Below are 21,848 nucleotides of genomic sequence, written 5' to 3' on the forward strand. Positions count from 1 at the left end.
ATTAGTCTTGGTTGCTTGAAGGTTGTTGCAAATCTTCAAGCAACTGCTTAAATACAGGATCATAGCGCAGTAATTCACTCCCGACATGAATCAGTGTATCAGCTTGTTCTTTGTTGAGTGATAAGCTGGTTGGGATTTGATTAATAAAGCCCCGCCGTTGCTCCTGTTGCACGCCATCAAAACTAATTTCGATAAAGTAAGGTTTAACCTGTTGGCCAGAGCTGGATAACTCATGACCCCAGCGATCTATCGTGCGGCGCATTAAACTGATAGTAGCAGCGTTGTAGCGGTGCAATTGGGTGTCGGTTACAGCACCTATGGTAGGCTCAATATCGGGAATCTTGTTGGATTGTTCAATGTCATATTGCGGCTTAGTGGATGCATTCACTGAGATCACGACCAGATGCTTGGAAGGCTGGGCACCAAGGCGAGTTAAGAACTTCTCGATACCACCACCAATTTCAACCATTTCATAGAATGCCATGAGCCCTAAATTATCAGTGATACCACCATCAACAAGATGAATATACTGACGTTCATCTTTGGCGGCATAACTGCGCATAGCTGTGATGGTGTCGTGCAGGTGGGGCGATAGTTTGGCCTCTGCAATATCTTCTTCATTAAGTTCGCGCAGGTAGTTCTGGATAGGGTTGAGGCAACCTTTGTGATTTTTCAAAACAACAGGGTTTAGCATCACAGGTACTGCAGATGAAGCAGTAACTGCTCGAGCAATAGGATAGTCAGCGATGTTAGAGCACAGCAGATCAAAATATTCTTGAATAAAAGAAAAGCGAATACCAGCGCCTAAATCACTCGCATTGATAACGATAAAAGGTGCATCTTGACGCTGTTGCAAATCAGCAAAGGTGGCACCGCGGAACAACCGTTGTTCATAGATGCCCGTGGCAATATCAGTGCGTCCTCTATTGGAAAACCATAGCAATGGGCTAAGCACGCCATACACCCACTCGGTGACATAATCGCGGCGCAGAAAATCGTCTTCAAAATCGCTAAAGATTCGTTCGCCATGCAAGCCATAATAGGCTGCGGTAAAGCTGCCGCCGGAGACGGAACTGATCATGTCGACTTCACTCAACAACGAATGCTGTTGACCTTCGAGTTCTAATGGGGTGTCGCGAAGGGCTTGTAACACCCCATAGGACAAAGCCGCGGCACGGCTACCACCGCCAGAGAAAGACATAATGACTGTGACATCATCACGGCCTTTGTGACCACTGTTGTAGTCCAACATCGAATAGTTCTGTTGTCCATCACTGCTGGTTTGTGAGCTATTGTCGATGATGCCGTACGTCGCACAGCCGGAAGTCACCAAGCTTATCCCTAAAGCTAAGGTGATTTTAAAGCGAGAAACAAACCTCAATCTGTGCACGTGATGTCCTTTGGCTAGATCCAATAATAAACAACTGTAAACTTAAGTTATAGCTAAATGTGAACAATATCTGTTCTATCTGGCAGCGACTGGTTATAATGCCACCTAAGACAAAGCTTGGTAAAGCACCCAAAGCCAAACTAACGGCATAAATAAGAACAAAGAGGCAGCTGTGTTAAGTACCCGTTTTCAGCGAGGAACCTTTATGGTAGCAGTGAGTTGTTCACTGTTATTAGCTTTCTTTGCGATTGAGCACTTTCATAGCTTGCATTATCAACAACTCCGCCAACAGCAATTAAGTCAGGCGCAAACTCAATTAGTGAAGTTCCGAGCTAATTTAGAGGCTGAACTTAATGCCGCCTTGTATGCGAGTTGGGGCTTAGTTAATTACCTTACCTTAAATCCGCACACTAGTCCGCAGCAATGGCAGCTGTTAGCCCAAGGTATAATAGAAAACCATCAGAATATCCGTAACCTAGCCATCGCTCCAGATAATATGGTCAACTTTGTCTATCCTCTAGCAGGCAACGAAGCTGTGCTTGGCGTTGATTACAGTAAAATTCCTGAGCAATTTGCGATGATTGACGCAGCTCGACAACAACGGCAAATGTTAATTGCGGGTCCCGTTGACTTGGTGCAAGGAGGACGTGGCGTTATTGCTCGAATTCCTGTTTTTTATCGCGCTGAGGATGGTACTGGCGAGCAATATTGGGGTAGTGTAGCCGTGGTTCTTGATTTAGATCAGTTGTTGCAGCGGCAGCAGCTGACGGAGTTAACCGCGCAGTATAAAATAGCTATGCGGGGTACCGATGGTAAAGGCGCTAGTGGCGATATTTTTATGGGTAGTGAAGCCATCTATGCGCAGGCAGACTTTTATGATGCGGTGCAATTTTTAAATGGCTCTTGGTCGATTGCTATCCAGCTTGACTCGCAGCAATTGGGTTCGGTGTGGCAACAGCAGCGGGTTCGCCTAATCGGCTATCCGTATGTAACAGCTTTGTTTTTAATGCTGATTGCATTATTTAGATGGTACCGGCGCACCTACCAAGAGGCTATGTTAGATCCACTCACCGGGGTCGCTAATCGTCGCGCTTTAGATGAGCGTATGCAGGTACTCATGCAAGTGTATGAGCGGCACCAAATTAAGTTTGCCGTGATTGTGGTTGATCTTAATGGCTTTAAGTACGTAAACGATAGCTTCGGCCATCATGCTGGTGATTTGGTGTTACAGCACACCGCACAACGCTTGTTAGTCAATACCCGTGCCACAGATACGGTAGCGCGATTAGGTGGTGATGAGTTTGTACTGGTGTTGATGGGGATTGATAACGAACGTGTTGTTAGTCGGCAAGTCGATAAATTACGTGCAGCATTGAATCAACCCGTGGTGGTTAAAGAACAACAGATTGCGGTTTCTGCTAGTTTGGGATGTGCGTTGTTTCCTATGCACGGACAAACAGTAGAGGCCTTGCTGCAACATGCTGATATTCAGATGTATAAAAATAAGCGGAAAGAATGACCTTAAGAACCCCATTGCGTACCGATAAAACCTTAGCCGAGCTTATTGAAGTTATCCCTGATGCGGCATTGATAGTCAATACCAAAGGGCACATAGTGCTGGTTAACAGAATGCTGGTGAACATGTTTGGTTACCAGCGTCGTAAGGATATGGTAGGGCAGTCAATGAATATTCTGCTGCCTGACCAAGTGCGCCAACATCATGATCAACACATGCGCTATTTTTTCGAACAGGGAAAAAATAGACCCATGGGGAAAGGCTTTAAATTTGCAGGCATCAAGGCAAATGGCGACACCATTTATGTTGATATTATGCTCAGCCATGTCGAGTTTGATGGTAAAAATTTTGCGATAGCTTTTATTCGCGATACCACCAGCAATAAAATCGTTGAAGATAGAATTAGACGAGAGCTTGAGCGCGAACGAAAGCTGGCTATGACTGACCATCTCACAGGGTTGGAAAATCGGCGCGCTTTTGTTGAAGAGCTCGAAGGCAACATTCAAAGCTTAGCAGAGCATGGTTGGCAATTTGCAGTCTGTTTTATTGACCTTGATGACTTTAAGTTGGTGAACGATAACTTAGGCCATCAGATTGGCGATGACGTTTTGCAAAAAGTTGCACATATTCTGAAAGCCAATTGTCGTGGCTCCGATTTAGTAGCACGCATTGGCGGTGATGAATTTGCCACGATTCATGCCGGTGCTAGTTTGCAAGATGCTATGCACGTGTTAGAGCGGGTTCGCAGTAGCATAGTGCAGGAGTTATCAGCCGATAAAATACCTGTAACCTTGTCTATGGGGCTTTGCCATTGCTATGAGCAACAGCGCCATTACAGTGTGTCTGGTATTCTTAGCGCGGCCGATCAAGCTATGTACGAAGCCAAACAACAAGGCAAGAATCAAATCAAGATTGCATGCGTTGACGCTGATTTAGATTCTCAATAAAAGTGACTAAGTTTTTTACTGGCATAGGTCGCGCATACAAATAGCCTTGAAACTCTTCGCAGCCCTCACGTTTTAAGTAAGTAGCCTGTGCATGAGTTTCAACCCCCTCTGCTACAACACGCAGATGCAGCGCTTTGGCCATAGCTAGAATGGTGCGTACCAGCTTGGCATCTTGGCTATTGTTGGTAATATCTTGCACAAAGCTTTGATCAATTTTTACTTCTTTAATCGGTAGTAAACGCAACGTATTCAGTGATGAGTAGCCGGTACCAAAGTCATCTAGGGATACTTGTACGCCTTTGTCATGCAACACTTCAATCACCCGTTTAACCCCTTCTAAATTTATCAGAGCTGCGCTTTCGGTCAGTTCTAACTCAATCACCGACCAATCTCCGGGTAATTCAGCGAGGTTTTTGATAAAACGGTCACAGCTGCCACTGCCATTAAAATCAGTGGCTGATACGTTAAAAGAAACCCTTGGGATGTGTTTGTAGAGGAGCTGATGCTCAAGTAACTCGCGGATGCCTGTTTGCATGACAAAATCGGTGATCTGACAAATTAAACCATGCTGCTCGGCCAGCGGGATGAATTGATCCGGCGGAACTAAGCCACGTTGTGGATGATGCCAGCGAACTAGCACTTCAACGCCGGTGATAGCTTGGGCATCGGTGCAAAATTGTGGTTGATAAACCAAACTTAATTGCCGCTGGCTAATGGCATGTCGTAGATCGTAGAGCAGGAGACTACGTTGATTAGCTAATTCGCCGTAGCTTGGGTCATACACCTTATATCGACCGGGGCCACGACTCTTGGCTTCATCCAGAGCTTTTCCTGCATGGTCGATTAACGCATCGCTATGCTCGCCATCGCGCGGAAACAAGGCTACACCGACACTGCAGCTAAGGCGCAAATCTGGCAGTGCGGCCAACTGAATGGTGGCAATCCGTTGTTGCAAATTATGGATGAGCGGCTCAACGGCATGGGGCCATAAGGCTTCAGGCAGGGCAATAGCAAATTCGTCACCATTAAAACGTGCAATAAAGACCTGTTGATGACAACTGTCACGCAAAATTGCAGCAACTTCTTGTAGGTACTTGTCGCCCGCAGCCAAACCGGCATGAACATTAATTTGTTTAAAGCCGTCAATATTCACCAACAGCACTGCTAGTACCAGTTCATGCTCACGAGCGTAGCTTAATTCGGTATTAAGTTCTTGGCCAAACATGTGGCGATTCAGTAACTTGGTGAGTTCATCGCGTTGGCTAATATTACGTTCGCGTTGTAAGGCTTTGTAGGCAAGAAAATAGAGCAATACAGCCGTGACGATAACGTAGCCAAACCCTTTAAAGGTTTGTAACTCGGTAATGTAATCGCTGGCACCGGCTAGCGAAAAAACGAACTGGTCAGAAAAGCGAATCCATACCAAACCTAACACCAAGTAGATGGCAGCAATAACCCCAGCGGTTTGGCGTGGTGACATAGACGTCTCCTTGCGATGACGTGAACACAGCTATAGTGTGTTCTTTCAACATAGCAAGGAGTACGTTATTTTGCCAGTTAGATGAGCGAATAATCGCTTGTTTTTTAAGCGGCTATCGGTTTAAGTACTGCCCATGAAAGCGAAGATGATCGGCAATAAAGCTGGCGATAAAATAATAGCTGTGATCGTAGCCGGCTTGATAACGCAACTCAGCTACGGCATCCTTTGGTAGCAGCTGTAAAGCTTGCGCCAAGGTTTCTGGTAATAACTGCTCAGCTAAAAAGTTATCGGCGCTGCCTTGATCCACCAAGAGCGGAGGGCAGTGTTTATATTGTTGCAATAGCTGCACAGCATCGTATTCGGCCCAGCTTTGGGCATCCTCACCTAAATACCCGCGCAGGGCTTTTTTACCCCATGGGCATTGGCTAGGATGACTAATAGGAGCAAATGCCGACACACTCTGATAACGTTCAGGGTTGCGCAGAGCAATCACCAAGGCGCCATGGCCGCCCATAGAGTGGCCACTAATACTGCGTTGGCTGGTAAGCGGTAGGTGCTGCTCAAGCAAAGCTGGCAGTTCATCCACAATGTAATCGTACATCTGATAGTGTTGCTGCCAAGGAGCTTGGGTGGCGTTCACATAAAATCCTGCGCCTTTACCGAAGTCGTAAGCACCGTCAGGATCATCGGGCACCTCATCACCACGTGGGCTGGTATCTGGAATAATCAGAGCTATGCCAAGTTCAGCCGCAACGCGTTGGGCACCGGCTTTACTGCTAAAGTTCTCATCGGTACAAGTGAGCCCAGATAGCCAATAGAGTGCAGGTACGGCTTGGTGTTCTGCTTGCGGTGGTAAAAATACACTGAACTGCATCGCGCAGTTGAGCACCTTAGATTGGTGCTCAAAGCGTAATTGACGGCCACCGAAGCTTTTAACTTCGTTGACTTTATTTATCATAGTGAATAACCGTCCGAATCGATTTACCTTCATGCATCAAGTCAAAAGCTTCGTTGATATCTTCTAAGCCCATGGTATGGGTGATGAAAGTACTAAGCTCAAACTCGCCTTTAAGGTATCTTTCTACGTAATCAGGTAATTGACTACGACCTTTTACGCCACCAAAGGCGCTACCACGCCAGACCCGACCGGTAACTAACTGGAACGGGCGGGTGGAAATTTCTTCACCAGCACCAGCCACCCCAATAATCACTGATTCGCCCCAGCCTTTATGGCAGCATTCTAGCGCTGAGCGCATGACTTTGACGTTACCAATACATTCAAACGAGAAATCCACGCCGCCGTCAGTCATTTCGACAATCACTTCTTGAATTGGACGGTCGTAGTCGCTTGGATTAATACAATCTGTGGCACCTAGCTTGCGCGCAATATCAAACTTAGATTCGTTAATATCAATGACAATAATACGGCTGGCTTTCGCCATCACTGCGCCAATGATCACTGACAAACCAATCCCACCTAGACCAAACACAGCAACGGTATCGCCAGCTTGTACTTTGGCTGTATTCATTACTGCACCCATACCTGTGGTGACGCCGCAACCTAACAAACAAACCTCTTCGAGTGGGGCCTCTTTGTTTACTTTGGCTAACGCGATTTCTGGAACAACGGTGTACTCAGAAAACGTTGAAGTGCCCATATAGTGATAAATGGGTTGACCATCTTTAGAAAAACGAGTGGTGCCATCAGGCATTAAGCCTTTACCTTGGGTAGTACGAATGGCTTGGCAAAGATTGGTTTTACCTGATTTACAGAACTTACACTCACCGCACTCGGGGGTGTAAAGTGGAATCACGTGGTCACCCACAGCAACTGAGGTCACGCCTTCACCCACGGCTTCAACAACACCGCCACCCTCATGGCCTAAAATAGCAGGGAAAACGCCTTCAGGATCGGCTCCCGACAGGGTATAGGCATCCGTATGACACACCCCAGTGGCAACAATGCGTACTAAAACTTCGCCTTTTTGTGGCGGCATTAAATCTACTTCTTCAATTTTTAATGGCTCGCCTGGTGCCCATGCAACCGCGGCGCGAGTTTTTATCATGTTCATACATCATCCTTTTGGGTAGAAAGTAAGTAACTGGTGTCACTATTGTAACGGCTACGCAGCAAAAAAGGAAAGGCTCAAAAAAAAGCCGCTCACAAGGAGCGGCTAAACACACTTACAACGCAGAACTTAATCAGCTAACGCCTTATAAAGGGTTGCCGTCAGCATCAAGTTTAGTTACTTCGCCTAAGTTAAGCGCACGTACATCGGCTTCGATTTTGCTTAAGTCACCCACGATGACCCAAGTTAAACCTTCTGGACGAATCACGTCTTTGGCTACTTGGCGAATGTTGTTCACCTCTAGGCTGTTAACACGCTCACCGTAGTTTTCCAACCACTGCATGTCTTTGCCTTTTTCTAGAGTGCTTACGATAGAGCCTAATAAAGCGCCTTTGGTTTCATAAGCTCCAGGCAATTTCGCCGTTTTGTTAGCTTTAACTTTAGCTAACTCTTCAGCCGTTGCTGGTTTGTCACCTTCGTATTGCTTCAGTTCTTTCACGATTTCTTGAATAGACTCTTTGGTCTTATCGGTCTGTACTGGAGCAATGGCTAGGAACATACCCGCCTCGTTATTGCCAATCCATGAGCTACGCGCACCGTACGACCAACCTTTGTCTTCACGAAGGTTCATGTTCAAACGGCTGGTGAAGCTACCACCGATGATGGTGTTCATCACGTCAATGGCTTCGGCATTATCAACTTTGTCTGATGGTGCTACATGACCAGCAAAGATGGTTGATTGTGGTGTGCCAGGTTGGTCAATCAAGAACACTCGATTCACTGATTGTGGCGCCACGTCGCTAAATTGCTTGGTTGGCTTAGCCGTAGCTGGAGCCTGCCATGCAGCTAAGTACTGCTCTAGCAAAGGTTTGATTTCGGCTTCAGTGGTAGCACCAACAATCACTAAACGAGCATTGTCAGGACGTAACCAAGTGCTGTGGTGAGCGACTAAATCATCTCGCGTGAGCGAGTTGATTGATTGCTCAGTACCAGAACCTGTAAGTGGTTGGCTGTAGGCATGGTTATCACCGAACAACAAGCTTGGCATGATACGTAGAGCTTGGCTGTTTGGTTGCGCTTTCTCACGTTTGATGGTTTCTAACCAGTTGCTGCGCTTACGATCGATTTCATCTTGGGCGAAGGTTGGGTTAAGTAGCATATCTGCGAACATATCTAAGCTTGGTGCTAAGTTCGAGGTTAATGCATCCATGCTGATGCGAGACGTATCTAAGCTAGCGCTTGCATAAAGGCTAGTACCTAGGCTTTCTAATTGACGCGAAAACTCTAACGCATCACGGTTGCTGGTGCCTTCACGCATCATGCTCATGGCGAAGCTAGCAGTACCTACTTTGTTACCAAAGTCGGAGGCATAGCCACTGTCAAAAATCAGGCTCATTTGTACGGTCGGGATGTCGTGACGTTCCGCCAGTGCAACTTCTAAGCCGTTAGACAAAGTGAAGGTGTTGAGTTCTGGCAAATCAAGCTCTGGCAATTCGCCAACTTCTGGTAATTTAGAACGATCAGCAATCTGTGCACCTGGGGTGTAACGAGGTTGTGGTACCACGTTTAACACAAAGGCGCCATCAGTTAGCCAGCGCTGCATTGCGCCTTGGATATCGGCTGCAGAAGCGGCTTGAATGGTTGCTAAGGACTTTTCAAACGACCCAGGGTTGCCGTGATAGACTTCACCAGCTGCCAAGATATCTGATTTACCGCCAAAGCCACCAATACGCTCAGCACCGCGAACAAAGCCAGCTACTTGGCTAAACTTAACCCGCGCTAATTCTTCGGCGGTTGGGCCTTCAGTCATTAATTTATTGAGTTCTTCATCGATGATAGCTTCGATTTTAGCTAATTCAACACCTGGCTTAGCATCGGCAATCAACATGATTTGACCGGCTAACAAGCGCTCGTAGTTAAAACCAGACGCCATGCTCGCGATCTGCTCATCATAGACAAGGCGTTGATACAAACGTGAGTTTTTGCCGCCGGCTAAAATATCTACCATCAGGCTCAGGTATTCTGAGTCATCAGTGCCCATTTCAGCGGTATTCCAAACTTTGTACAGGCGTGCAGCTGGCACGTTGTCTTCCATGGTGGCACGTTTGGTACCTTCACGCTTAGCGACCCAGCTTTCTAGTTTCTGTAGCGGTTTACCGGCTGGAATATGGCCGAAAAATTCTTCCATTTTTTCTTTTGCGGTCGCTACATCGATATCACCAGCTAACACAACCACGGCGTTAGCCGCACCGTAGTAATCATTAAACCACTGGTGTACATCATCTAGAGAGGCGGCATTCAAGTCATCCATCGAGCCAATCACTGACCACGAATAAGGGTGACCTTGTGGGAAAGTTTGTTCAGCTAGGAAACCAAAGGCTTTGCCATACGGCTGTGCTTCGCCTTGGCGTTTTTCGTTTTGTACCACACCGCGTTGCTCATCAAGCTTCTCTTGGGTTACTGCACCTAACAGGTGACCCATGCGATCTGATTCCATCCATAACGCCATATCTAAAGCAGGCGTAGGCACGTTTTGGAAATAGTTGGTACGATCGTTGTTGGTGGTACCGTTCATGTCGGTCGCACCAGCGCGTTCAAATGGACCGAAATACTCGTCGTCGTAGTTTTCGGTACCGTTAAACATTAAATGCTCAAATAAGTGTGCAAAACCAGTTTGGCCTTGTTTTTCGTCTTTTGAGCCAACTGCATACCAAACGTTAACAGCAACAATCGGTGCTTTACGGTCGGTGTGTACAACGACCCGCAAACCATTGTCTAAGGTAAATGATTCGTAGGCGATATCTAAGTCAGGCAGATTTTGTTGCGCAGCTGCAACAGCTTGCTGACGGTTATTCTGAGTTTCAGCAGTTGTTTGACAGCCAGCTAACAATACTGTGGCTACCGCAACTGCAGTGAGGGTTTTGGTAAAACGCATAAGTTAATGTTCCCTGTTTGAGTCTATTGACCAGCCTATCATAGTCAACTTAGCACACAGTTGTAATCCATAAGCGGTGGGAAAAATGTAACAAGATTGGTCAAATTCTCTTAGTTCAGTTACAACTTGCTAGGTTACAGCGCTTCCAATTAGCTGCCGAATCAAGGATAATTGCCGGCTGTGGTCGGGCAAAAAGAAAGAAAAACGCGTGGGAAAAACAACTATCATCGCCATCGCTGGCGCTTCTGCTTCAGGAAAAAGCCTCTTTGCATCAACGGTTTATCAAGAGTTGGTGGCAGAGTTAGGCGGTCAAGGTATTGCTATCTTAGCTGAAGATGCCTATTACCGTGACCAAAGCCATTTGAGCTTTGAGCAACGCCAACTAACCAACTATGATCATCCGTCGGCGTTTGAGCATGAGTTGCTAGTTAAGCACTTAGAGCAATTGCGTGATGGTGAAGCGGTTCAAATGCCGCAGTATAGTTACAAAACCCACACCCGGGTGCCCGACACCATTAAAGTTAATCCGGGTAAAGTCATTATGGTAGAAGGTATTTTACTCCTAAATGACCCGAACTTACGGAAGTTGTTCGATATTTCAGTGTTTATGGATACCCCCCTTGATGTATGCCTACTGCGGCGCATGATTCGTGACGTAGAAGAGCGTGGCCGGACTATCCAGTCTGTTGCTGACCAGTACCAAGAAACCGTACGACCAGCCTTTTTCGAGTTTATTTTACCGTCGAAGCAGTTTGCTGATTTAGTCGTGACTCGCGGCGGTCAAAATGAAATCGCAATCGACCTAATTAAATCTAAAATTCGCCAGCTTTTGGCTGAATAAAAAACCACGGTCCTGATATTTATGAATAGTTTTCTCGGCATCGCCATCATTCTTTTTATTGCCTACTTATTCTCGTCTAATCGTAAACAGATCCGCTGGCGCACCGTGGGTGGAGCCTTTGCGATTCAATTAGCCTTAGGTGCTTTTGTGCTTTACGTGCCCTTCGGTCAAGACGTGCTGTATGCGGTGGCATCTGGGGTTGCTAACATCATTGCCTTTACCGATGCCGGTATAGACTTTATGTTTGGCGGTTTAGCCTCAGCTGATTTTGGCTTTGTATTCGCCATTCGAGTGTTGAGCGTGATTGTTTTCTTCTCCTCACTGATTTCAGTGCTCTATTACGTGGGCATCATGAAATGGATTATCAAAATTCTCGGCGGTAGCTTGCAGAAGATCATCGGCAGCAGCCGTCCCGAATCTATGTCAGCGGCAGCAAACGTGTTTGTCGGACAAACCGAAGCGCCGATGATGGTGCGCCCATTTATTGCTAGCATGACCAAATCTGAATTATTTGCGGTGATGGTAGGCGGCATGGCCTCCGTATCAGGTTCGGTGCTAGCTGGTTATGCGGGGGTTGGGGTTGAGTTGAAATACTTGATTGCCGCAAGCTTCATGGCAGCGCCGGCGGGCTTGCTGATGGCGAAGATGATCATCCCAGAAACCGAAAAGCCCCGTGAAGATCTCGATAGCATCATTGAAGGCGCTGACATTGAATGTGCCGATGATGAGGTTGAACAGCGTTCGGTCAACGTGATTGATGCAGCTGCTGCAGGTGCTTCTAGCGGTGTTCAGCTAGCTATCAACGTGGGCGCTATGTTGATTGCCTTTGTAGCATTAATTGCTTTAATCAATGGCCTGTTTGGTTGGGTTGGTGGCTGGTTCGGCTACCCTGAACTGTCGTTACAGCTAATCTTTGGTTATGTGTTTCAACCGGTGGCTTATATTTTAGGAGTAAGCTGGGATGAAGCTCAGTTGGCTGGTAGTTTTATTGGGCAAAAGTTAGTCATTAATGAATTTGTGGCTTATCTTGATTTTGTGAATTACCAAGATCAGTTAAGTGAGCATAGCCAAGTGATCATCACCTTTGTGCTTTGTGGCTTTGCTAACTTTAGCTCGATTGCGATTTTATTAGGTGGCTTAGGCGGTATGGCGCCCAGTCGTCGTCATGATATTGCACGCTTAGGCATGAAAGCACTGCTAGCAGCTACACTAGCGAACATGATGAGTGCAGCCATTGCTGGTTTCTTCTTTACCTTAGGCGCAGCTTAAGCAATTGCTGCGCTAGAGACGATAAGCTAGTACCAAAAAAGACCGCGAATAGCGGTCTTTTTTTATGGTCGTAACCCAGGTTTAGCCTATTTTTGTGGGTACTTACGCATCACACCTTCTTGCATGGTAGATGCCACTAGCAACCCCTCACGCGTGAAAATCTGACCTCTTACTAACCCCCGAGCACCGCAGGCACGAGGGCTATCAATGGCGTACAACAACCAATCATCCATCCGAAAATCTTGGTGAAACCACATGGAGTGGTCAATCGTTGCCATCTGTATGTACGGCTGAGCAAAGCTATGGCCGTGTGGCTGCAATGCCGTAGGTAAGAAATTGAAATCAGAAGCATAAGCCAATAAGTATTTGTGCACCCGTGGGTCGTTTGGCATGTCGCCGTTAGCTTTCAGCCAAACATAGCGGCGCGGCTCGTCGACATGAGGTTTAAATGGATTATTGGCGGTGACAAAGCGCATTTCTATCGGCTTTTCACAAATAAATTTGTTGCGAATACTAGCTGGAATCAAGTCAGCGTGTTCGCGATAAATATCAATATCAGACACTAACCCTTCAGGACCTGGCACCTGCGGCATCGCATCTTGATGCTCAAAGCCCGGTTCGTCTATTTGAAATGACGCTGTCATATAAAAAATAGGTTTGCCAAACTGGATGGCTTGTACCCGCCGCGTGGAAAAACTCTTACCGTCACGAATGGCTTCGACATCATACACGATAGGTTTATGCGCATCGCCTGGACGTAAAAAGTAGCTATGTAAGGAATGGATTTTCCGATCTTCAGGTAAGGTTTCTTTTGCTGCGGACAAAGCCTGCCCAATCACCTGACCGCCAAACACAGCACCAAATCCTAAATCTTGGCTTTGCCCCCGATAAATGCCTTGTTCAATGGTTTCTAAACGTAAGAGGTTAAGCAAATCACTTAATACTTGGCTCATGGTTGGTTCTCTTCCTTAGCGAACTTGATTAGCGCTTGATCACGAGATAGCTACCGCAACAACATCGGCTTGGCTATCAATTAAAGCATGTGATTATAGCCCGCAGGGCAACAGGGTAAAAGTAGCTAATAAGCTAATTGAATGCTTTTGTCCGTGCGCTGTTTAGCTTGATACATGGCATTATCGGCATGCTGCAAGAGGTCTTCAAGAGTTTCGCCATGCTGGCCGTACAACGCAATCCCAATACTTGGAGTTACTAGAACTTGCTGTTGCGCTAGGACAAACGGCGAACCAAAGGCTTGATAAATATGCTCAGCGACACCTTGAGCCGCACTGGCATGTTGAATACGATCAGCTAACACTACAAATTCATCACCGCCCATCCGCGCAATTAAATCGTGACTGCGTAAACTCTGCTGAAGGCGTTGGGCAGCTTGCTGGATCAGTTTATCGCCACCAGCATGACCAAATCTATCGTTAATTTGTTTAAAATGGTTTAAATCGAGGTACATCACTGCCAGTTGCGCATTAGTACGCAGGCGCTGCTGGGCTTGTTCAAAAAATGCACGGCGATTGGCAATACCAGTAAGGGCATCGGTAGAGGCTAACAGCTCAAGCTGTTGCAGCAGTTGTTCGCGTTCGTCTTCCATCTGTCGCTGCGCAGTAATATCACGTGCCACTGCAACGCGCAGATCACGATCGACAAAATACCGAGCTGACCATTGAATCCATGCCACACTCTGGTCGGCGCGCAGGTAGCGATTAACAAAATGAGTTTGGGCTTCACCACCCATAATTTTCTGCGCCGCCGCGCGGGTGCGTTCATGGTCATCCGGATGAATAAAGTTAAATATGGATTGTCCCAACATGTGTTGGGGCGTTCGGCCAAACACGCGTTCAGCACCTTGGCTTAAGTAGACGAATTCACCGGCTCGATTGACCACACAAATGGCATCGAGTAACAAATCCATGTATTCACTGAGTGCTTGAAACGCTTTAATATCGGTAGCCATAAGTTCCTTTGTGAGGCAAACAGGGTTAGTGTGCACCAGTGTTCACACAAGTTACATGTTTATAGGGTATATTTTAGTCGAAGGCAACAGGGCGGTGGTTGATCTTTGTATGAGAAGGTTTCATAGTGAATATCAGTAGCTTAGTTTAAGTGATCGCGCACTGACGTCGACTAGCGTATTCAATCATTTCAAGCTAGGCTTTTAGGATGTTGCAAAAATAACCAGCGAAGCCAACTGAATCGGGGCTTAGCGGTTTTTACAGATAAGGAGTGCCTCATGTCGAGTAACGACAGTTTTAACACCTTAAGTACCTTAGAAGTTAACGGTAAAACCTATCATTATCACAGTCTACCAAAGGCGGCCGCGCAACTCAGCGAGCTCGCAGATATAGACAAGTTACCTAACTCCATGAAGGTTTTATTAGAGAACTTGCTACGCAATGAAGATGGCGAAACCGTAACTAAAACTGATATTGAAGCCATTGCTAAGTGGTTGCACGAACGCAGTTCAGATCGTGAGATTCAGTACCGGCCAGCACGGGTGCTCATGCAAGATTTTACTGGGGTACCAGCGGTGGTTGATTTGGCAGCAATGCGTGATGCTGTTGCTAAAGCGGGGCAGAACCCGAATCAGATCAATCCATTATCGGCGGTAGATTTGGTTATTGACCATTCGGTGATGGTAGATAAGTACGCCTCAGCAGAAGCCTTCAAACAGAACGTAAAAATAGAAATGGAGCGCAACTTTGAGCGCTATCAGTTTTTACGTTGGGGCCAGCATGCGTTTGAGAATTTCCGTGTGGTTCCACCTGGCACCGGTATTTGCCATCAGGTGAATTTAGAATATTTAGCTAAAGTAGCTTGGACCAAGCAACAAGGCGATAAGACCTATGTGATGCCTGATACCTTAGTCGGAACCGACTCTCACACGACCATGATTAATGGTTTGGGGGTACTCGGTTGGGGCGTCGGTGGTATTGAAGCTGAAGCAGCTATGCTAGGTCAGCCTGTATCTATGCTGATACCTGAGGTGGTTGGGTTTAAATTAACCGGACGCTTACCGGAAGGCGTTACCGCTACCGATTTAGTTCTTACCGTGACGCAAATGCTACGAAAACATGGCGTGGTCGGTAAGTTTGTTGAATTCTATGGCCCCGGTTTGGACCATTTGCCACTGGCTGACCGCGCCACTATTGGTAACATGGCGCCTGAATATGGTGCAACTTGTGGCTTTTTCCCGGTCGATCAAGAAACCTTGCGCTACTTGGAATTGTCAGGGCGTGATGCCGATACGATTGCTTTGGTTGAAGCTTATGCTAAAGCGCAAGGCATGTGGCGTGAAAGTGGTGATGAACCAAGTTTTACCGCCTCTTTGGAACTTGATTTAAGCACGGTAGCAGCGTCTTTAGCAGGGCCTAAACGGCCACAAGATAAAGTTGCTTTACCACAATTAGGTGCGGCTTTTGATTTGTTCTTAGAAAGCAATGGGCAAGCGAGCGAAACGGAAAAATCCCAACCTGTGGCAGGTACCGATTATGAACTTAGCCATGGCGATGTGGTGATTGCTGCTATTACCTCTTGTACGAACACCTCTAACCCAAGTGTGATGATGGCGGCCGGTTTAGTGGCTAAAAAAGCCAGAGAGAAAGGTTTGCAACGCAAACCTTGGGTCAAATCATCGTTAGCGCCAGGCTCTAAAGTGGTCACTGACTACATTGCTAAAGCGGGATTAACCCAATATCTAGATGAACTTGGATTTAATTTGGTAGGCTACGGCTGTACCACTTGCATCGGTAACTCAGGTCCGTTACCAGATAATATTACTGATGCCATCCGTGCTGGCAATTTAACCGTAAGTTCGGTGCTATCGGGTAACCGAAACTTTGAAGGTCGGATCCACCAAGATGTAAAAGCAAACTGGTTAGCGTCACCACCTTTGGTGGTTGCTTATGCGCTAGCAGGCACTACCCGCATCGATTTAAGCAGTGAGCCCTTAGGGACAGATAACGACGGAAAGCCGGTTTATCTGAAAGATATTTGGCCAACCAATCATGAAATTGCGCAGGCGGTGCAGTTAGTTGATGGTGATATGTTCCGCAGAGAATACGGTGAGGTGTTCAAAGGCGATGAAGAGTGGCGTGCCATTCCTATTGGTGAGGGCGAAACTTATCAATGGAGCGATGATTCAACTTACGTGAAAAATCCGCCGTACTTTACTGCGATTGACCAGCCGTTGGCGGCTATTACGGACATCAACAAAGCGCGAGTTCTCGCTTTGTTTGGTGACTCAATTACTACGGACCATATTTCACCCGCGGGTTCAATTAAAGCTGACTCGCCGGCAGGTAAGTATCTACAAGAGCATGGCGTAAAACCAGCAGACTTTAACTCGTACGGTTCACGTCGCGGTAACCATGAGGTGATGATGCGCGGTACTTTTGCAAATATCCGCATTAAAAACCGTATGCTAGATGGCGTGGAAGGCGGATATACCCGTCATATTCCATCGGGTGAGCAATTATCGATTTATGATGCCGCTATGCGTTATCAACAAGAACAAACACCTTTGGTGGTGCTAGCTGGCAAGGAATATGGAACCGGCTCTAGCCGTGACTGGGCAGCTAAAGGTACCACCTTGCTGGGCGTCAAAGCCGTTATTGCTGAGAGCTTTGAGCGTATTCATCGCTCTAACTTGGTGGGGATGGGCGTGTTACCACTACAGTTTGTGGATGGTGAAGGAGCGCAAGCTCACGGATTGGATGGTACTGAGCAAATCAGCATCTTGGGCCTGAGCGATGAGCTAAAAGCCGGACAAATGCTTACTGTGCAGGCAGCAAAAGAAGATGGCAGCACGGTTGAGTTTAAGGTGAAATGTCGCATCGATACCAGTAACGAGCTGCAATACTATCGCAGTGGCGGTATTTTGCATTATGTCCTACGGCAGATGCTAGCGGCATAATAGCTAGCACCTGCAGTTAAGAAAGACGGTGGTAAGCGGCTCAAATATTGAGCGCGCGACCGCCGTCTACTTTTATGGATTCGCCAGTAACATAGGGGTTATCGCGTAAAAAACGTACCGCCGCAAGCATGGGCTCAAGGCCTCCTTCAACTTTCAAAGGCGTTTGCGCTAATACTTTACGACGATGTTCTGAATCATGCTCGGGTAAAAATAAAATAGGCCCAGGCTGAATAGCATTGACTCGTATGTGCGGGGCTAAGTGCTTGGCGAATGCCTGCGTGAGGCTGGCTAAACCCGCTTTCGCCGCACAGTAAGCGATGTAGTCGGTGGCTGGGCTATCCACATAGATGTCGGTGATATTCAGCACCATAGCTTGCTGATTTTGGCTTTGTCGTAATAATGGTGCCAGTTCACGTATGAGCAAATAGGGCGCTGCCGTGTGTACATTTAACACAGCCGTTAAATGATCTAGCTGGTCATCCACAGTGGCGTTGTTGAAAAAGCACGACGCATTATTGACGAGCAAATCAAGTCGCTGGGTGTGTTGCTTAAGTTGCTCAGCTAACGCTAACACTTGGTTTAAGTCTGCTAAGTTGGCGGCCAAACCAACAGCTCCTAATTGTTCGAGCTCGGCAATACCGTCGCGCGAGGTATGATAGTGGGCGAACACTTGGTAGCCCTCGGCTAGTAGTGCTTTGGCTAAGGTAAAACCAAAGCGCCGGCCGGCCCCGGTAATCAAAGCAACGGGTGTTTGAGGAGGAGAGTTAGCTGGCATGGCGTTTTCCTTCATATAATTGCTGCCATTGGCGTTGTAAGTCTGGCACCACATCGGCTAGATAAGCCGGCACTTGTTGCCATACTTGCTGATGCGTTGCTGTGGTTGGTGCTTGCAGTTCACCTAATATATCTAAATCCATCGGCCGATCTTTATGGCTACAGTTTGGGTCGGTGCGGTCTCGACCTAAACTGGTTTCAATCGCATTAAACTGCTGCTTAAGTTGTTCGGGGTTATAACTGGTGCGTAATAGCAGCAACGCATTTAAGAATTCATGGTCGGTTTCAATCGCCACCGGCTGGGTATACAAGGCTGCCGAATACCAAGCCTCGCCTAGGGTGGTTAGCTGCTGCTTGGCTAATTTAAAATTCTGCTCAGGAGCTAAATTGGCCCCCATACTACAAAGATAGATTCGATTCATGCTAATCCTTACGTCACGATTGCTGTGAGCATACCCCAAGTTGCAATGATTTTCTGCACTTGCTAGCCTGTAACAAAGAGCTACGGGAAGGACGAGTGCCGCAACCAACAACCAAGCGCTTTATTATTGAGTTATTTTTCTCTATCACGCTGCTAGCGCTACTATTGTCGCTGATGCAGGCGGGACCCGCCAGTGCTAACTCCAAAGCTAGCCTGCTCGCTGAACCTAACGCCCTTGAGCTCACCAGTGTAGAGATGAGCAAAGAAGGTTATTTTGTGTTGCGTAGTAATACCGCTCCTGCAGCCACAACCTGGCAGTTAGAGCGGTGGTCCGCAGCACCTACCGCTACCCAGTTAAACAACCAGCAACCGCTAGCACTTTACCCTTGGCCGGTTAACACCCAACAACTGACCTTGTCTGGCTTTGCCAACGGCACTTACTATTTTCGCTTGCGAGCTAGCAATAACAACTACAGTAACGTGGTGAAGGTACAAGTAGATCACTATCCGTTATGGCAAGCCCTGAGCTTATTCAGCTTGGGATTAGGTCTGTTTGTGATAGTGGTGGTGGTGATTGCAAAGGGAGCCTATCGCTCCGCTAACGCTACCGAGGAGCCTTTATGAGCAGTGCCTATGCACTAACTCCGCAACTCGGCTTAACGCTGGTGGTGCTATTTGGTGCAGGTTGGATAGCTTTCGGCTATTGGTTGGGGCGCAGCAACCGTAGCCATGAAGATTTTGCCTTGGCTGGGCGACAAGTAGGGCTGGCCTTGGCTGCTGCTACCGCCATGGCTACTTGGGTGACCAGTAACACTACTCTGGTAGCACCGCAGTTAACCTATCAGTTTGGGGTGTGGGGCATGGTTGGCTATTCTTTTGCAGCGCTCGGCCTGTTGCTGTTTGCGCCCTTAGCAAAACGGATAAAGCAACTCATGCCCGGTGGTTATACCGCTGGTGATTTTGTTCGCAGCCGCTACGGCAAACCGGCCTGGTATCTATTCTTAGTCATTTCTGCAGTTTATGCTCTTGCCTGGTTGGTCAGTTTGGGCATGGCCGGAGGCATCCTCCTGCAGGCCCTCAGCGGTCTAGATTACCATCTGGGAATGACAGCTATTTTGGTGATCTGCGTCGGTTACACCCTGTTTGGCGGTTTTAAAGCGGTGATAGCTACAGATTTTGTGCAAGCAGTCATCATTATTATCGGTGTGGTGGTGGTAGCAGGGCTATTGCTAACCCAAGTGAGCGTTACGAGCGTGCACGAACAGTTAACGCAGCAGCACCCGCAATTATTAGATCTGCTGTTCCCCGCAGCAATCATGTTTTTGTTTAATAATATTTTTTTCGGTTTGGGCGAGATTTTTCACTCAAACGTTTGGTGGACACGGGCACTGTCATTCAAGAGTCAGGTTGGCGCTAAGGCGTTCGTATTGGGTGGCTTGTTGTGGCTACCGATCCCCATAGTCACCGGCTTTATTGCCTTAGCGGCGCCACAGCTCGGCATTTTCCCGCCATCGGCAGACATGGTTGGCCCAATGGTAGCAGCGGCAGTATTGGGCAAAGTAGGGGCCGTGGTGGTATTTGTGGTGGTCTTTTCAGCCCTGGCCTCGAGCTTAGACTCCTTGCTTGCCGCTAGCGCAGATTTACTTACTCGTGATATCTATCAACAGCAGCTGCGCCCACAAGCCAATGATCAGCAATTATTAAAGGTTAATCGCTACAGTATTGTGGCCTTGGGTATTTTAACTTGGCTGCTTTGCTTACCTCAGCTAGCTACGTTGGGAGCACTGCTTAATTTTGCTGGCGCTTTTGTTGCCAGCACCATCATGCCGATTATTCTAGGGCTATATCAACCCAAATTAACGGGCAGCTACGCTACTGCGGCCATGCTACTTGGCACCTGTGCTGGTTTAGTAGGTTACCTGCTGATTGGTTTCTATGTAGCGGCGTTACTATCCTGTTTGATATCTAGCAGTATTTGTATGATTGGCGTGATACGCAGCCGCAGCCGATTTGATTGGCAGTTATTACAACAACGATAGGACTAAAGCATCATGTTGATAAGCGCAGAATGGTTACAAGGACTCATTTTAAGTTGCTTGGTGTTAGCCGCCGTAGCGCCCCTAGTACTCTTGTTGCTGTGGGTGCGCGATTGGCGTCAGCAAGGCTTGTGGTAGCCCCAGATTATCTTAAGTTAGGAAGCTAAATTTATGAATACAAATGATATTTCGTTTGAGCGTAAGCGGCCGGATGTGTACGGAGACGCTCATCCCAAGGCCTTGCTGAGGGCGATTCAAGAAGATGGCGATTATCTCTTGCAACTGGCCAACCAACACATAGTGACGGGTGATCAGCTCGATCAGAACACCATGAAGCAACTGTTTCGGCTAGCGGCTAAAATAGAAAGTAATCCGAAGCGGTTTAGCTCTCCTTTGCAAAATAAGATCCTGATTAGTGCCTTTTATGAGCCTAGTACTCGTACGCGGTTAAGCTTTGAAAGCGCTTGGCACCGATTAGGTGGCGATATCATGTCGATTACCGATCGTTCTACAACGGGTATTGCCAAAGGTGAGGCTTTAGCAGACGTGGCCGAGATGTTTAATAACTACGGGGATTGTGTGGTGCTTAGAGATAACCAGCAATCGTCCTTGTATGAAATGATGGATGCGCTGCGCATCCCCATTATTAACGCTGGCAATGGCTTAGATGAACATCCCACCCAAGCGCTGGCTGATTTGTATGCCATCTTCAAGTGGCGCCCCGAGCTGTTGGATGCCCGTTCGGGGGCCCAAATTAAGATCGGTGTGATTGGGGTTCCTAATAAAATGCGCACGGTGCGCAGTTTGCTTAAAGGCCTCTCAGTATTTGCTCATGCGGTGAGTGAGTTGGTGATTATTCATGATACCGCCAGCAGCGCTGAGCTTTTTGCGCCGGGGCAACGAGAGCAATTATCGCAACGTGGCATCAAGGTGACCACGAGTACCGAGCTCAACGATTGTTTACCTAGTCTCGATGTGGTTTACATCAATGCTATCTCGTGGGAGGGCGATACCTTTCATACCTACGGTGATGCTTTTCATTTACATGCTAAGTCGCCACTTAAAGCAGATGCGATTATTTTACATCCGTTAGCCCGCGGCGAAGAGCTTTCAACGGAGTTAGATCATACCCCGCACAATTGGTACTTTAGCCAAGCTCGAGGGGCAGTATTTTTACGTATGGCGTTGCTGACCTGTATGGTAGAGCGTGCTGAGCGAGTGATTGATGTTGTCTAACGCAAGGAGA

At 47.4% G+C, this 21,848-nt stretch carries 18 protein-coding genes; 9 read left to right on the forward strand and 9 right to left on the reverse strand.

Annotation, left to right across the window (positions count from 1 at the left end; translation table 11 throughout):
* Position 1 precedes the first annotated feature (1 nt).
* Complete coding sequence (locus NOG12_RS00815) at positions 2-1,390, reverse strand: patatin-like phospholipase family protein (RefSeq protein ID WP_153826008.1); 1,389 nt, start codon at positions 1,388-1,390, stop codon at positions 2-4.
* Positions 1,391-1,595: 205 nt separating this feature from the next.
* Here NOG12_RS00815 and NOG12_RS00820 point away from each other — a divergent pair, with 205 nt between their 5' ends.
* Together NOG12_RS00820 and NOG12_RS00825 are read left to right on the forward strand one after the other, a co-directional pair.
* Positions 1,596-2,909, forward strand: a complete 1,314-nt coding sequence (locus NOG12_RS00820) for a diguanylate cyclase domain-containing protein (RefSeq protein WP_313932146.1) — start codon at positions 1,596-1,598, stop codon at positions 2,907-2,909.
* Positions 2,906-3,853, forward strand: coding sequence for a sensor domain-containing diguanylate cyclase (locus NOG12_RS00825; RefSeq protein ID WP_110075385.1), 948 nt, complete (start codon positions 2,906-2,908; stop codon positions 3,851-3,853). The genes NOG12_RS00820 and NOG12_RS00825 overlap by 4 nt, the downstream gene beginning before the upstream one ends.
* Here NOG12_RS00825 and NOG12_RS00830 read toward each other — a convergent pair.
* The 4 genes from NOG12_RS00830 to NOG12_RS00845 form a co-directional block, all read right to left on the reverse strand.
* Positions 3,813-5,333, reverse strand: coding sequence for a putative bifunctional diguanylate cyclase/phosphodiesterase (locus NOG12_RS00830; RefSeq protein ID WP_153826010.1), 1,521 nt, complete (start codon positions 5,331-5,333; stop codon positions 3,813-3,815). The two genes, NOG12_RS00825 and NOG12_RS00830, sit on opposite strands and share 41 nt — an antisense overlap.
* A gap of 112 nt (positions 5,334-5,445) precedes the next feature.
* Positions 5,446-6,291 carry an S-formylglutathione hydrolase gene (gene fghA / locus NOG12_RS00835; protein ID WP_313932147.1) on the reverse strand — a complete coding sequence of 282 codons (846 nt, stop codon included), beginning with the start codon at positions 6,289-6,291 and terminating at the stop codon, positions 5,446-5,448.
* Complete coding sequence (locus tag NOG12_RS00840) at positions 6,281-7,405, reverse strand: S-(hydroxymethyl)glutathione dehydrogenase/class III alcohol dehydrogenase (RefSeq protein ID WP_110075382.1); 1,125 nt, start codon at positions 7,403-7,405, stop codon at positions 6,281-6,283. The genes fghA and NOG12_RS00840 overlap by 11 nt, the downstream gene beginning before the upstream one ends.
* Before the next feature lie 142 nt (positions 7,406-7,547).
* On the reverse strand, positions 7,548-10,337 hold the full coding sequence (locus NOG12_RS00845; protein WP_313932148.1) for a M16 family metallopeptidase: 2,790 nt from the start codon (positions 10,335-10,337) through the stop codon (positions 7,548-7,550).
* 208 nt (positions 10,338-10,545) lie between these two features.
* On the opposite strand from NOG12_RS00845, the gene udk reads away from it, so the two are divergent.
* Positions 10,546-11,178 (forward strand): uridine kinase, encoded by a 633-nt coding sequence (gene udk / locus NOG12_RS00850; protein ID WP_162014488.1) that lies wholly within the window; start codon positions 10,546-10,548, stop codon positions 11,176-11,178.
* A gap of 21 nt (positions 11,179-11,199) precedes the next feature.
* Positions 11,200-12,447 (forward strand): NupC/NupG family nucleoside CNT transporter, encoded by a 1,248-nt coding sequence (locus tag NOG12_RS00855; RefSeq protein WP_153826015.1) that lies wholly within the window; start codon positions 11,200-11,202, stop codon positions 12,445-12,447.
* Positions 12,448-12,533: 86 nt separating this feature from the next.
* Here NOG12_RS00855 and tesB read toward each other — a convergent pair whose 3' ends face one another.
* Together tesB and NOG12_RS00865 are read right to left on the reverse strand one after the other, a co-directional pair.
* Positions 12,534-13,400 carry an acyl-CoA thioesterase II gene (gene tesB, locus NOG12_RS00860; RefSeq protein WP_153826016.1) on the reverse strand — a complete coding sequence of 289 codons (867 nt, stop codon included), beginning with the start codon at positions 13,398-13,400 and terminating at the stop codon, positions 12,534-12,536.
* A 125-nt stretch (positions 13,401-13,525) separates the two neighbouring features.
* Positions 13,526-14,413: a diguanylate cyclase domain-containing protein gene (locus NOG12_RS00865; RefSeq protein WP_313932149.1), complete on the reverse strand. Its 888-nt coding sequence runs from the start codon at positions 14,411-14,413 to the stop codon at positions 13,526-13,528.
* Positions 14,414-14,689: 276 nt separating this feature from the next.
* Here NOG12_RS00865 and acnA point away from each other — a divergent pair, with 276 nt between their 5' ends.
* Positions 14,690-17,371 carry an aconitate hydratase AcnA gene (gene acnA / locus NOG12_RS00870; RefSeq protein ID WP_313932150.1) on the forward strand — a complete coding sequence of 894 codons (2,682 nt, stop codon included), beginning with the start codon at positions 14,690-14,692 and terminating at the stop codon, positions 17,369-17,371.
* A gap of 40 nt (positions 17,372-17,411) precedes the next feature.
* On the opposite strand, the gene NOG12_RS00875 is transcribed toward acnA, so the two are convergent.
* Entirely contained in the window at positions 17,412-18,146 is a 735-nt protein-coding gene (locus tag NOG12_RS00875; RefSeq protein WP_313932151.1) for an SDR family oxidoreductase, read from the reverse strand.
* Positions 18,136-18,567 (reverse strand): 2-amino-4-hydroxy-6-hydroxymethyldihydropteridine diphosphokinase, encoded by a 432-nt coding sequence (locus tag NOG12_RS00880; protein ID WP_110075374.1) that lies wholly within the window; start codon positions 18,565-18,567, stop codon positions 18,136-18,138. Before NOG12_RS00880 ends, NOG12_RS00875 begins: the two co-directional genes overlap by 11 nt.
* A 95-nt stretch (positions 18,568-18,662) precedes the next feature.
* On the opposite strand from NOG12_RS00880, the gene NOG12_RS00885 reads away from it, so the two are divergent.
* From NOG12_RS00885 to NOG12_RS00900, 4 genes are read left to right on the forward strand one after another with little or no spacing between them, the layout of a single operon-like run.
* The gene (locus NOG12_RS00885) at positions 18,663-19,190 is read left to right on the forward strand and encodes a hypothetical protein (RefSeq protein WP_313932152.1); all 528 of its coding nucleotides are present in this window, start codon (positions 18,663-18,665) and stop codon (positions 19,188-19,190) included.
* Positions 19,187-20,605, forward strand: coding sequence for a sodium:solute symporter family transporter (locus NOG12_RS00890; protein ID WP_313932153.1), 1,419 nt, complete (start codon positions 19,187-19,189; stop codon positions 20,603-20,605). The genes NOG12_RS00885 and NOG12_RS00890 overlap by 4 nt, the downstream gene beginning before the upstream one ends.
* A gap of 12 nt (positions 20,606-20,617) precedes the next feature.
* Positions 20,618-20,740, forward strand: a complete 123-nt coding sequence (locus NOG12_RS00895) for a hypothetical protein (RefSeq protein WP_257119960.1) — start codon at positions 20,618-20,620, stop codon at positions 20,738-20,740.
* 33 nt (positions 20,741-20,773) lie between these two features.
* Positions 20,774-21,838 (forward strand): aspartate/ornithine carbamoyltransferase family protein, encoded by a 1,065-nt coding sequence (locus NOG12_RS00900; protein ID WP_313932154.1) that lies wholly within the window; start codon positions 20,774-20,776, stop codon positions 21,836-21,838.
* Positions 21,839-21,848 lie beyond the last annotated feature (10 nt).

This window comes from Pseudidiomarina fusca (genome assembly GCF_032227045.1).
Taxonomy (GTDB): Bacteria; Pseudomonadota; Gammaproteobacteria; order Enterobacterales; family Alteromonadaceae; genus Pseudidiomarina; species Pseudidiomarina fusca.